Origin of the sequence: Pseudomonas sputi (genome assembly GCF_021603585.1) — a bacterium.
In the GTDB taxonomy this organism is placed as follows: Bacteria; Pseudomonadota; Gammaproteobacteria; order Pseudomonadales; family Pseudomonadaceae; genus Aquipseudomonas; species Aquipseudomonas sputi.
In genome coordinates, this window is the sequence record NZ_BQHI01000007.1 from 237,733 (window position 1) to 250,636 (window position 12,904).

11 protein-coding genes are annotated in these 12,904 nt (G+C 60.7%); 2 read left to right on the forward strand and 9 right to left on the reverse strand.

Features of this window, described 5'->3' with window-relative positions; genetic code table 11:
- Positions 1–91 precede the first annotated feature (91 nt).
- From gltP to L6D81_RS13100, 4 genes are all read right to left on the reverse strand, one after another.
- Positions 92–1,423: a glutamate/aspartate:proton symporter GltP gene (gene gltP / locus L6D81_RS13085; protein ID WP_236180004.1), complete on the reverse strand. Its 1,332-nt coding sequence runs from the start codon at positions 1,421–1,423 to the stop codon at positions 92–94.
- Positions 1,424–2,119: 696 nt separating this feature from the next.
- Positions 2,120–2,584 carry an inhibitor of vertebrate lysozyme family protein gene (locus L6D81_RS13090; protein WP_236180005.1) on the reverse strand — a complete coding sequence of 155 codons (465 nt, stop codon included), beginning with the start codon at positions 2,582–2,584 and terminating at the stop codon, positions 2,120–2,122.
- A 2-nt stretch (positions 2,585–2,586) separates the two neighbouring features.
- Entirely contained in the window at positions 2,587–2,751 is a 165-nt protein-coding gene (locus L6D81_RS13095) for a DUF1328 domain-containing protein (RefSeq protein ID WP_003177151.1), read from the reverse strand.
- A gap of 67 nt (positions 2,752–2,818) precedes the next feature.
- Positions 2,819–3,103 (reverse strand): hypothetical protein, encoded by a 285-nt coding sequence (locus L6D81_RS13100; RefSeq protein WP_236180007.1) that lies wholly within the window; start codon positions 3,101–3,103, stop codon positions 2,819–2,821.
- A 427-nt stretch (positions 3,104–3,530) separates the two neighbouring features.
- On the opposite strand from L6D81_RS13100, the gene algB reads away from it, so the two are divergent.
- Positions 3,531–4,877: a sigma-54-dependent response regulator transcription factor AlgB gene (gene algB, locus L6D81_RS13105; protein ID WP_236180009.1), complete on the forward strand. Its 1,347-nt coding sequence runs from the start codon at positions 3,531–3,533 to the stop codon at positions 4,875–4,877.
- 10 nt (positions 4,878–4,887) lie between these two features.
- Positions 4,888–6,678 carry an ATP-binding protein gene (locus L6D81_RS13110; protein ID WP_236180011.1) on the forward strand — a complete coding sequence of 597 codons (1,791 nt, stop codon included), beginning with the start codon at positions 4,888–4,890 and terminating at the stop codon, positions 6,676–6,678.
- Here the strand turns inward: L6D81_RS13110 and L6D81_RS13115 are convergent.
- From L6D81_RS13115 to L6D81_RS13135, 5 genes are all read right to left on the reverse strand, one after another.
- Complete coding sequence (locus L6D81_RS13115; RefSeq protein WP_236180013.1) at positions 6,675–8,291, reverse strand: EAL domain-containing protein; 1,617 nt, start codon at positions 8,289–8,291, stop codon at positions 6,675–6,677. The two genes, L6D81_RS13110 and L6D81_RS13115, sit on opposite strands and share 4 nt — an antisense overlap.
- Positions 8,292–8,363: 72 nt before the next feature.
- On the reverse strand, positions 8,364–9,143 hold the full coding sequence (locus tag L6D81_RS13120; protein ID WP_236180015.1) for an N-acetylmuramoyl-L-alanine amidase: 780 nt from the start codon (positions 9,141–9,143) through the stop codon (positions 8,364–8,366).
- A gap of 101 nt (positions 9,144–9,244) precedes the next feature.
- Entirely contained in the window at positions 9,245–11,335 is a 2,091-nt protein-coding gene (locus L6D81_RS13125) for a GGDEF domain-containing protein (protein WP_236180017.1), read from the reverse strand.
- On the reverse strand, positions 11,332–12,210 hold the full coding sequence (locus L6D81_RS13130) for an endonuclease/exonuclease/phosphatase family protein (protein WP_236180019.1): 879 nt from the start codon (positions 12,208–12,210) through the stop codon (positions 11,332–11,334). The genes L6D81_RS13125 and L6D81_RS13130 overlap by 4 nt, the downstream gene beginning before the upstream one ends.
- Positions 12,211–12,224: 14 nt before the next feature.
- A complete protein-coding gene (locus L6D81_RS13135; protein WP_236180021.1) occupies positions 12,225–12,866 on the reverse strand; it encodes a thiol:disulfide interchange protein DsbA/DsbL in 642 nt (213 codons plus the stop codon).
- Between the last annotated feature and the right edge of the window lie 38 nt (positions 12,867–12,904).

Genomic DNA, 12,904 nt, shown 5'->3' on the forward strand with positions numbered 1-12,904 from the left:
CCCGGAAGATGCGGCGAATGATAGCGGGGTCGCCAGAAACGACAAACCCCGGATTTCTCCGGGGTTTGTCAGGGTACCTGGCGGGCGGGGATCAGTTTTTCGAAACTTCACCGGCCGGCAGTTTTTCCTTGCTGCGCCAGTGCGGCAGCGAGTTCCAGTAGCGCTGGCCCTTGGCGTCGTCGTACATGCCTTCCCAACGGGCGATGACCAGCACGGCGAGGGCATTGCCGATCACGTTCAGGGCGGTCCGCGCCATGTCCATCACGCGGTCGACACCGGCGATGAACGCCAGGCCTTCCAGCGGAATACCCACGCTGCCCAGGGTGGCCAGCAGTACCACGAAGGACACGCCCGGTACGCCGGCGATACCTTTGGAGGTCACCATCAGGGTCAGGACCAGCAGCAGTTGCTGGCTGATCGACAGGTCGATGCCGTACAGCTGGGCAATGAAGATCGCCGCGATGGACTGGTACAGGGTCGAGCCGTCGAGGTTGAACGAGTAGCCGGTTGGTACTACGAAGCTGCAGATGGCTTTCGGTGCGCCGTAGGCTTCCATCTTCTCGATCACGCGTGGCAGCACGGTTTCCGAGGAGGCGGTGGAGTAAGCCAGCACCAGCTCATCCTTGAAGATGCGCATCAGCTTGATCACCGAGAAGCCGAACATCTTGGCGATCAGGCCCAACACCACAAAGGCGAAGAAGGCGATGGCGACGTAAACCAGGATCACCAGTTTGGCCAGTGGCAGCAGCGAGGCGAAACCGAAGTTGGCCACGGTCACCGCGATCAGGGCGAATACGCCGATCGGGGCGTAGTTCATGATCATGTGGGTGACTTTGAACATGCTTTCCGAGACGCCCTGGAACATCTTCACCAGCGGCTCGCGCAGGTCCGACTGCAGGCTCGACAGACCGAGACCGAACAGCACGGAGAAGAAGATGATCGGCAGCATTTCGCCGCGGGCCATGGCCGCGAAGATGTTCGACGGGATCAGGTTGAGGATGGTCTCGATGAACGCGTGTTCATGCTGCACTTCCGCGGCGGTCGCCTGGTACTTGGAGATATCCACAGTACCCAGGGTGCTCATGTCGATGCCGGCACCCGGATGGAACAGGTTGGCCAGCAGCAGGCCGACGACAATGGCGATAGTGGTGACGATTTCGAAGTAGATGATGGTCTTCAGGCCGATGCGCCCGAGCTTCTTGGCGTCGCCCACGCCGGCGATGCCGACGATCAGGGAAGAGATGACGATCGGGATCACGATCATCTTGATCAGACGGATAAAGATATCGCCTGCCGGTTGCAGGACGTTGCTGATCCACCAGGCCTTCTCGGCACTGAAATGGTTGAGCAACGCACCGATTGCAATCCCCAATACCAGACCGATGAGGATCTGCCAGGCGAGGCTAAGCTTTGCCTTCTTCATTATCTTTACCCTTACTTGCGTTTGACTCAGGCACATGCAGGAACTGGAACGCTCATCAGCGGAAAAGTCTGTGCATCTGCCTCCGTATAAGGTGCCCCGAAGTGCGTGTTTACGGCTCTCTGGCGGGCGAAAAAAGGCGCAACTATTCCGACGCAAGGTTGCGCCGTCTAATGCCGTAAGCGCCTACCCTATGCCGAATCGGCATGAGTTTTTTCAAATGAAACTGGCGTCCCAACCGGTTCGAATACGACATTTCTGCAGGCATAAGTGCCGTGAACCGGCCATTACAGCGTAGGTTGGTTGTTTTTTGAACGAGTGATTTCGACGAAAAATTTAGGAAAAAGCCTACGTTCGGAAGCTAAATGTCCGACTTACTCGATCGACTCTTTCTCGATATACGGTCGCCAGGAAACACCGCGAAATGCTTTCGCACGCAGTGTGAGGGGAAAAAAGACGAGCAGAACGCTCTGGATCAACGTTTTGTTACGCAGAAAGCTCAGCGCAAGTCCGTCGAACCGCTACGGTTGGCGAACTTGCGTCGCAGCTTTTACCCTGACCCGGCCCTCATCGCAGGCACTCCCTGTACCCGTAGGTCACTCCGACCCTGCAACAGTCAGAACATCCCGGCCCCCTGGTCATGCACCGGCCTTCCTCGGGCGGGTGCAATGGAGGACAGCCTTTCAGCTGTCCTCTTGTTCAATACCAGTTCGGATCTTTCTTGAGCGTTTCCATCAACAGATCCTGCATGCCCTGATCAGGCTTGCCGAGGAAGCGGTAGGTGGCATGTCGCGTTGGCGACTTGTCGGCCGGCAGTCCTTCGGGCACATCCACAAGCATGGCGTAAGCGTCTTTCTTGTCGAAACTGAACGCGACGATCAAGCGGTGATTCAGGCACTTGTCGGCGGATTCGCAGAGTGGGCCGACCAGATACTTGTCGCCATCTTCAGTCACGGCATTCATCTGCTGATCAGGCGTGCCGGACAGGTTCATCACCCATTCCGGCAGGCGTTCTTCCTTCTTCACCACGCCTTCCCAGGTTTCCCTGTATTGCGGGTCGGAACTCAACAGTTCGTTGACCCGCGCCTGGCCGTCATTGGCCGCCATCGCCATGGCACTGCCGCCCAGAAGCAGGGCGGCTGCCAGTGTCTTTAAACCCTTCATGTTCAACCTCGACCGCGACGGCCAAAGAAGAAGGAAGCGATGAACATCACCAGGAACACCACAAAGAGAATCTTGGCGATACCCGTGGCGGTGCCCGCGATACCACCGAAGCCCAGTACTGCAGCGATGATGGCAATGATCAGGAATGTAATTGCCCAGCTCAACATGGTGATTCTCCTTGCTTCTATTTAGGGGTGTTGCCGGTCTCGGCGCGGGTGCGCCCAGATTCGTTGATCAGAAAACCCAGCGCTCTTCACGGGGCATGTCACCCAGTGGTTGTGGCTGGTCGACGTCCATCATGCGCATTGCGCCGTTGTCGGCCTGGCTGCTGCTGACAGCGCTGAAGTGCGTCTGCGTCGCGTGTTGCATGGAAATCAGGGGCTCAGGTTGCTGACGGTGTTCCCAGCGCAGGTACTGCTGGCAGGCGATCAGAGTGATCAGCAGCGCAAGTGCGCCAAACAGGGCCTGCTGCAGGTGCAGTGGCGAGATACGCATTTGGGCGGCACGTGGGCGAGTCATCCTGGGTTCCTCACTCTTGTTCGGTTGGGGCAGTGCATTTCTGCCCGGGCTGAGAGATGTATTGCAGCCCGCATGCCAGCTTTTTTGTTTGAAAAAATCCAATAAAATCAGATAGTTATAGATGATAAGAAAAATCCTGACGACGCATCCTGCACGATGACCCTCGCGGGGTCGTGCGTAATGCACGATTATTTCGTAGGAGAAATCATTCTTTTTGAATTGAGGGCGGGGTGTGGATGTCAGAAAAGCAGGCAGGAAACCGCCTTGAAACTGTGCCGTGTTTAAAAATTCAACAAAATCAGCGAATTAACCGTGATTGCAGGAGAGAGCTACCCTGCTATGACTGGAATCGATCAGAATCGACCATGCAACTTGCCCGATTTTTCCGGGACTAACCCAAGACATTCACTTATGGAGCGTAGGAAAAATGGAATCAGCCACTGAGCACCAAGGCCGCATTCTGCTGGTGGACGATGAGTCCGCCATCCTGCGAACCTTCCGTTATTGCCTCGAAGACGAAGGTTATTCCGTCGCCACCGCCAACAGCGCGGCCCAGGCTGACGCGCTGTTGCAACGTCAGGTGTTCGATCTGTGCTTTCTGGATTTGCGTCTGGGCGAAGACAACGGTCTTGATGTACTGGCGCAGATGCGCATCCAGGCGCCGTGGATGCGGGTGGTGATCGTCACCGCCCATTCGGCCGTCGACACCGCGGTGGATGCGATTCAGGCCGGTGCCGCCGATTATCTGGTCAAACCGTGCAGCCCGGATCAATTGCGCCTGGCGACTGCCAAACAACTGGAAGTGCGCCAGCTGTCGGCGCGTCTGGAAGCCCTTGAAGGCGAGATCCGCAAACCCAGGGACGGCCTCGATTCCCACAGTCCGGCGATGAAAGTCGTACTGGAAACGGCGCGGCAAGTGGCGGGCACCGACGCCAACATCCTGATCCTCGGCGAATCCGGCACCGGTAAAGGTGAACTGGCCCGAGCCATTCACGGCTGGAGCAAGCGCGAGAAGAAATCCTGCGTCACCATCAATTGCCCGTCGCTGACCGCCGAACTGATGGAAAGCGAGCTGTTCGGTCACAGCCGCGGCGCGTTCACCGGGGCCAGTGAAAGCACGCTGGGCCGGGTCAATCAGGCCGATGGCGGTACGTTGTTTCTCGACGAAATCGGCGATTTTCCCCTGACGTTGCAACCCAAGTTGCTGCGTTTCATTCAGGACAAGGAATATGAGCGGGTAGGGGATCCGGTCACTCGCCGCGCCGATGTGCGTATTCTGGCGGCCACCAACCTCAACCTGGAGGACATGGTGCGCGACGGACGTTTTCGCGAAGATCTGCTTTATCGCCTGAACGTCATCACTCTGCATCTGCCGCCGCTGCGTGAACGTGCCGAGGACATCCTGACCCTGGCCGACCGTTTCCTCGCCCGCTTCGTGAAGGAATACGCGCGCCCGGCGCGGGGCTTCAGTGACGAGGCTCGCGAAGCGTTGCTGGGTTATCGCTGGCCCGGCAACATTCGTGAGCTGCGCAACGTGGTCGAGCGGGCCAGCATCATTTGCCCGCAGGAGCGTGTGGAAATCAGCCACCTCGGCATGGCCGAACAACCGGCGAACAATGCGCCACGGGTCGGCGCCGCGCTGAGCCTAGACGAGCTGGAAAAGGCTCACATCGGCGCCGTACTGGCGACCGCCGGGACCCTCGATCAGGCCGCCAAGACCCTGGGGATCGACGCCTCGACCCTGTATCGCAAGCGCAAGCAGTACAACCTGTGAGCATCCGCCGATGAAACTGGCGATGAAGTTGCGGACCCGCTTGTTCCTGAGCATTTCCGCATTGATCACCGTGGCCTTGCTCGGGTTGATGCTCGGGCTGGTCAGCGTGATGCAAATGGCCAGCACTCAGGAGGCGCTGGTCCGCAACAACTTCGTCACCCTCGATCTCGGCCTCAAGCTGCGCAAGACCCTCGGCGATCAGCTGATCATGATGCTCGCCGAAAAGCCCGATCCCATTGCGTTCGAAGCGTCCAAACAGCATTACTTCCAACTGCTCGACGAGGGCATCGCCCAGGAGCAGAAGCGCGACGACCGCCAGTATGGGTTCAGTCAGGCCAAAGCCGATTACCTGAGCTTTCTCGAGGCGTTTGACATCAGCCGAGACCCGGCCGGCGCGGTGAGTGGCGCTGGTGACCTGCGCGAGCGCTTCAACACCCTGCGCAACGGATTGATCACCGAACACAAACACTCGCTGAACAACATCAATGCGGTCCAGCATGCCGCCCGCGACCGTGCGTTGCTGATCGCCGGTCTGCTCGGGCTGGTGGGGCTGGCGGTGCTAATCATCGGTTTCATCACCGCCCAAGGCATTGCCCGGCGTTTTGGTGCGCCGATCGAAGCGCTGGCCAAGGCGGCGGACAATATCGGCCAGGGCAATTTCGAAGTGACCCTGCCGGTGTCCTCGGCGATGGAGATCAACCTGTTGACGCGCCGCTTCGGGTTGATGGCCGAAGCCCTGCGCCAACATCAGGCGACCAACGTCGACGAATTGCTCGCCGGCCAGCAGCGCCTGCAAGCGGTACTCGACAGCATCGATGACGGCTTGTTGATGATCGACCGTCAGGGGCGTCTGGAGCATTTGAACCCCGTGGCCCAGCGACAACTGGGCTGGGACAGCGACCGCTTCGGCGAAGGCCTGGGCACGGCGCTGCAGCGTCCGGAGCTGGATGCACAACTGCAACTGGTATTGCGCGGCGGCACCCTTGAACGGGCGCCGGAAGACCTGAGCATCGAGGTCGATGGCGAATCGCGTCTGCTGACGTACAGCCTGACGCCGGTCAGCCATACCCAGGGGCATATCCTCGGCGCCGTGATGGTCTTGCACGACGTCACCGAGCAGCGCGCCTTTGAGCGGGTGCGCAGCGAGTTCGTGTTGCGTGCATCCCACGAATTGCGCACGCCGGTCACGGGCATGCACATGGCGTTCGGGCTGTTTCGCGAGCGGGCGAAGTTTCCACAGGAGTCTCGCGAGTCGGACCTGCTCGACACGGTCAACGAAGAGATGCAGCGCCTGATGCAATTGATCAACGACCTGCTTAACTTCTCGCGCTATCAGAGCGGTTTGCAGAAGCTCACGCTGGCGCCGTGCTCCATCGAGGATCTGCTGGAACAGGCGCGTTTGCGTTTCGCCGAGTCGGCGGCGCAGAAGGGTGTTGCCCTGAATGTCGAAACGCAGGGCCCTTTGCCGCGGTTACAGGTGGATCAGGCGCAGCTCGATCGTGTCCTGGACAATTTGATCGATAACGCTCTGCGCCATACGGCGCGCGACGGGCTGATTCGCTTGCAGGCCCGTCGTCATGGCGAGCGAGTGATCATCAGCGTCGAGGACAATGGCGAAGGGATTGCCTACGGTCAGCAAGGGCGGATTTTCGAACCCTTCGTCCAGGTCGGCCGTAAAAAGGGTGGCGCCGGGTTGGGTCTGGCGCTGTGCAAGGAAATCGTCCAGCTGCACGGCGGGCGCATGGGTGTTTATTCGCGGCCGGGGCAGGGCACGCAGTTCTACATGGCGCTGGCGGTCTAGGCTTCGTCGTCCAGCCGGCGCCCGGCGAGGCGCCGTCCGCGGGTGATCAGCTCGATGAACTGGACAGCGCTCAAGGCGTGGGCGAACAGCCAGCCCTGACCGAATTTCACCCCTTCGCTGCTCAGCAGTTCGGCCTGGGACTCATATTCGATGCCTTCGGCGATCACTTTCAGATCCAGCGCCTGGGCCATGTGAATGATGTGCGGCGCGACACCGCTGCTGGCGGCGTCATGGCCGAGGGCGTCGATAAAAGACTTGTCGATCTTCAGGCAGTCCACCGGCAAGGTTTGCAGGTATGCCAGGCTGCAATAGCCGGTGCCGAAATCGTCGATCAACACCTGATGCCCGACATCCCGCAGCGCCTGCAGGTTTTCCCGGGCCACCACCACATCGATCAGACCGCGTTCGGTCACCTCGAAAGCAATCTGCCGCGCGGCAACCCGGTGCAAGGTCAGCAGCCGCGCCATGACCTGGCCGATGCGCGGCACCATCACGTCGCAGGCGGCCAGGTTCACCGAGATGTACAGCTGCGGATTGGCCCGCAGCAACTGGCCCAACTGCTCGAGCAGACGTTGCAGGACGAAGTCGGTCATCTGGCGAATCTGCCCGGTGTTCTCGGCCATCGGGATGAACAGGTCGGGGCTGGTCAGCGTGCCGTCCGGTCGTCGCCAGCGCAGCAGAGCCTCGGCGCCGACACAATTGCGGCTGTCGAGATCGAAGATCGGTTGATAAAGCACCTGTAACTCGCCCCGGCGAATCGCGCCGTGCAACTCGGCGTCCAGCGACTGGCGCTGGCGTACGATCCAGAACACCAGAACGCCCACCAGCGCACCGAGCACCAGACAGAACGGCACCATCCACCACCAGAGCTGCGGAATGTGCATGCCCGTGCGCGGGCTGATCAGCACCAGTTGGTATTCCGGACTGTCAGTGGGCATGCGGTAGATCAGGTGCGACTGGGTAACTTGCAGCGCACTCGGGGTTTTCGGCGGCCAGGGCTCGGTGGGCGGCCAGGCTTGCGGAACGCCGAGCACCGGAATCGCCCGAGTCCCGCGATCCAGCACTACCAGAAGACTGCTGCCGGGCGACAGGTCGACCATGTCGGTCAGATGCCCGCGTGAGGTGGCCACGCGAAAGTTGCCGCGCCCGAGCATCAGTGCCGCGCGGTTTTCATCGGGTTCGGTGGTGGTGTTCAGCCAGTAGCTGTAGGTCGGACCTTTGATGTCCGGCGGACGGATCACCGACAGGCCATCCTGGCGCGGACGGTTGGAGCAGATCCGCGTGGCGTCCATATAGGCGGCTTCATAGACGAAGCGATAGTTGAACGTCACTTGCTGCAACGTGGCGATCATGTCGTCGTCGCAGCTGCGCAGGGGCTGGGCTTCGAGGTCATCGAGGCTTTCGCGCAACTGGCCGAACAGTTGCTCCAGACGCGCCAGGAACCGCTCGCCCTGAGCGTTCATTTCCTGGCTTTCGCTTTGCTCGACCTGGCGCATGGCCACGAACAGCCCGCCGGTGATCAGCAGGCTCGCACTGAGGACAGCCGCGATCATCGCCAGAAACCAGGGGCGATAAAACCAGCTACGCAGCGTCTCTCGGGTAGCAACCATCATGGATATCCGAAGAATTACCAATGAGTTATAGCTGCTGATTGCGTTTTCGCCCTGACCGTCGGGCGGGCGTCATTATTTTGTCTGATTCAGTACCAGCAGCAACGCTGCCGTTTGCGCATCCGGCGTGCCGTCAAAACGCGCAGGGCGGTAGTGCATCTGGAAGGCCGCGAGCACATGACGGGTCGCCACATCCAGTTCGCCGGTCTGTGGCGTCGAGTAGCCCAGACGCGCCAGTTGGCTCTGGAACCAAGTGATGCTTGGCAGCTCGACGTCGAACTGCGCCTGCTGGCGTGCCACGGCTTGCTCGTCGGGCCAGAGCCCCAGCCCTTCGGCCGCCAGGCGCTTCCAGGGGAACAACGGCCCCGGGTCGAGTTTGCGCAACGGGGCGATGTCACTGTGGCCGATGATGTGGCGCGGGCTGATGCCCTGGCGTTTGCTGATGTCCTTGAGCAGGACGATCAGCGATTGCACCTGGGCTTCGCTGTAGGGATACCAGAGGCGACCGGTCGGCGTGTCTTTGAAGCCCGGATTGACGATTTCGATGCCGATCGAGCTGGAGTTGAGCCAGGTGCGGCCTTGCCATTCGCTTTCGCCGGCATGCCAGGCACGCAGGTTTTCGTCCATCAGCTTGTAGATGGTGGCGTTCTTGTCGTCGCCGATCAGGTAATGGCTGCTGACTTCGCCGTGGGTCAGCAATTGCAGTGAGCGTTCCAGCGAGGCGGAGGTGTAGTGCACGATCACAAACTGCACGCGACTGTCGTGATTGACCGAAGGATGGCTGGTGTCAAAACGCGGACCGTTGGCACAACCGGCCAAGAGGATCAGCGACGCGAGGAGGGTAAAAAATTTCATAGCAGAGGGCAGTACACGCAAGACGATAATGCAACAGTGTAACGTATCGCCTTGCGCTTCGATGCTCAAAGGACTGATTTAAACAATATGGAACAATTGCCTCAGCCCAGCTCCACCCGGTTACGCCCTGCGTTTTTCGCCCGGTAAAGCGCCTGATCGGCTCTTTTGAGCACCAGATCGCTGTGTTCTCCTGGCCGGAACGCTGCCAGTCCCATGGAAACCGTGATCGTGACGCGCTCGCCCTTGAAGTGAAACGGGCAGGCTTCGATGGCGGCACGCAGGGTTTCCAGAAGCTTGGCGCCGACGGCCGGCGGAGTTGCTGGCAGCAGCAGGACAAACTCTTCACCGCCGAAACGGGCAATGAAATCATTGCCACGCATGCGTTTGCGCAGCACGGTGGCGATGATCTTCAACACTTTGTCACCGGCCAGGTGGCCGTAGTTGTCGTTGATCCGCTTGAAGTGATCAAGGTCGAGCATGGCCAGGCTCAGGGTGTTGCCGTGCTGCTGCCATTGGGCGATTTCATGTTCGAGTCGTTCGCTCCAGGCGGCGCGGTTGGGCAGACCGGTGAGCGGATCGATCAGGGCTTTCTGGCGTTGTTCTTCGAGGTGTTCGCGATAACCCTGCGCTTCCTGCTCCATGTGCGCGACGCGCTCGGCCAGGCTTTTCAGGCGTGCGGCGACTTCCTGTTCCCGGGCGTCGCGCTGTTTCCGGTGCTGGTCCATGGTACCGAGCAGGCCTTCGAGGTGGTTTTCCAGGACCTGCTTCAAATCATCCAGATCGGCCGCTTCCTGCACGCTGTTTTGCAGGCCGTCGACCTGTTCGCGGATCTGCGTGTCCATCGCTCGCGCCGCAGAACTGTTGTCGGCGTGGCCTTCGCTGGCGGCCTGCAAGTTGCTCTGGAACGCTTCGAGGCGCTCGTTGAGTTGCTGCAGGTAGGCTTCGAATTCGTGCTGGCCGCTGTCGGTGATGGCCAGCATCAAGGTCGCCAGATCGTCGAGGATCGGCAGCAATTCGTACCAGTTCAGGCCGTTTTTCAAGCGATCGCGCATGGCCTCGGCTTGCGGGCGATGGCGCTCCGGCAGGGTCAGGTCATCCAGCAATCCGATCAGCGTGTCTTCGATGTGTTTGGCGACCGAGCTGTAGGACGGCTCCGGCGAATCCGGCAGGGCGTAGAGAATGTCGTGCTCGGATTGCTCCGGATCGATGGCGGCCAATGCCTGGGCGATGGGCTCGGGCAGAGGCAGGCTGTCGAGGATCGCGGGCGGCGGGTTATCGCCGGGGTGGATCAACTCGTCGGGGTTGATGGTCGTGTGCACTGCCGGCGCGAAAACCGGAGGGGGCGTGAAGGCTTGGTGCTCTGGTTCCGGCTCGACGGGTTCTGGTTCGCTGGGGGCGGTGGGTGCTTCGGTGAGGATTCTGGCCGGCTCAAATGCGACCACCTCCGGCTCCGCATGGTCCTCAGGGATTGGCTCTGGAGCGTTGGATGGTTCGGCCGCGGGGGCGGCGATCGGCGCTTGGCTTATGCTCGCAGTGGCAACCGGTTCGGCGCTTGTAACAGGCGCTTGCGGCGCTGGTGCAGCTTCATGTGTGACGGGCGCTTGCTCTGGCTGCACTGGTGGTGCGACCGCAGCGGCCTGAGCCACTGGAGCAGGCGTTTCCTCGCTGTCGCGACTGCCGAACAGACGCTGCAACAAGCCCGGGCGTCCCGGTTCCGCCGGCGTTGCCAGCTGGCTCAAGGCCTTGCCCTGCAGGCCGCTGAGTTCGCTGAGCAGCAGCGGCATCTCTCTGGCCTGACTCACCCGGCCGTCCAGTTGCTTGGCAAATTTCTTCAGCGGCTGAGCCACATCGCGAGGCAGGGGCAGGGATTGCAACTGAGTGACCAGCGCCGTCAGTGCGGTGCTGACCTGTTCGATCCGGGTTTCCCGGCGCTGCTCGGAATCGAGCACGGCTTTTTCCAGGCGTGGCAGCAGGGCGGCGAGGCCGGCGTCCATGTCATCGGTGCGCACCACGTCGCGCATCTCTTTCATGCACTGATCGACCACGCGGTCGGTGCCTTCCGCTGCCAGGGTGCTGCGCACCAGGCCGCGGCGCAGCAGGTCGAGCCGGGCGTCCCATCGACGTTCGAGCTTTTCCTGTTGTTCGATGCTTTTGAGGTATTTCTCTTTCCAGCGTTGGGCTTCGTCGCTCATTCAGGGGTTCCGCGAAGGGCAGTGCTCAACGCGGGCAATGCATCGGCCGTGAGCGAACCCGGCAGACGAATCTCTACCGCGACCGGCAGGTGATCGGAAATCGGCTGTGCCAGCACTTCGACCTTTTCCAGGGTCAGGGTCGGGCTGAGCAGAATATGGTCCAGGCAGCGTTGGGGGCGCCAGCTGGGGAATGTCGCTTCGAGTTGCGGGGCCAGCAGACCGAGGTCACGCAACGGCGAGTGTTGCAGAAGATCGCTGGCGTGGGTGTTCATGTCGCCCATCAGCACCTGATGCTTGTAGCCGCCGATCAGCTCGCGGATGTAGGCCAGTTGCATGCTGCGCACGCGAGCGCCGAGCGCCAGATGCATCATCACCACCACCAGCGCTTCCGGGCCTTCGCCAAAACGCACCAGAATTGCACCGCGCCCTTTCGGACCCGGCAGTGGGTGGTCCTCGATCGCCCACGGCCGCAGGCGACTGAGCACGCCATTGCTGTGCTGGGCCAGTCGGCCAAGGTTGCGATTGAGCTGTTGATACCAGTAGGGGAAGGCACCGAGGTGAGCCAGGTGTTCGACTTGATTGACGTAGCCTGAACGCAGGCTGCCGCCATCGGCTTCCTGCAGGGCGACCAGATCGAAGTCGCCGAGCAGATTGCCGATCTTTTGCAGATTGGTGGAGCGCCCGGGGTGCGGCAGCAGATGCTGCCAGCTGCGGGTGAGATAGTGCCGATAGCGCTCAGTGCTGATGCCGACCTGAATATTGAAGCTGAGCAAGCGCAGACGGCTGTCTGCGGGCAGGCCCGTCGATTCCAGGTGATGTTCGTTGACCTGCGGATCATGCAGGCCGACGACGCGTTCGGACCCCCAGCGGCGCATGGCGATTGCCGCGCTTAGTTGGCAGCTGCCTTGTTGGCCGCTCGCTCTTTGGCCACCAGTTGGTCAGCCAGCTTCAGTGCCTGTTCGGCGCCGCCGGCGGAGCCGATGTCGAAGCGGTACTTACCGTTGACGATCATGGTGGGAACGCCGGAGATTTCATATTTCTTGGCCAGCTCGCGGGCTTTCACGATCTGCCCTTTGATCGCGAACGAATCGAAGGTCGCCAGGAATTTCTCCTTGTCCACGCCTTGGGTGGCGAGGAAGTCAGCCATGTCGTTCTTGTCGGTGAGTTTCTTGTGTTCTTTCTGGATTGCGTTGAAAACGGCTGCGTGCACGTTGTGCTCGACGCCCATGGCTTCCAGGGTCAGGAACAGCTGGCCGTGAGCGTCCCATGGGCCACCGAACATCGCAGGAATGCGCACGAAGTTGACGTCGGACGGCAGTTTTTCAACCCATGGATTGATCACCGGCTCGAACGCGTAGCAGTGCGGGCAGCCATACCAGAACAGCTCGACCACTTCGATCTTGCCAGGCACGGCGACCGGTACCGGGTTGCTCAGTTCGACGTAAGGGGCAGCAGGGGCTTCGGCGGCCTGGGCGGTCACGCCGAACAGGCTGGCAGCGACGAGGGCGGCGCTGATGATCAGATTACGCATGCTTTACTCCTGGACAATTTTGGTCGCCTCGCGCGACC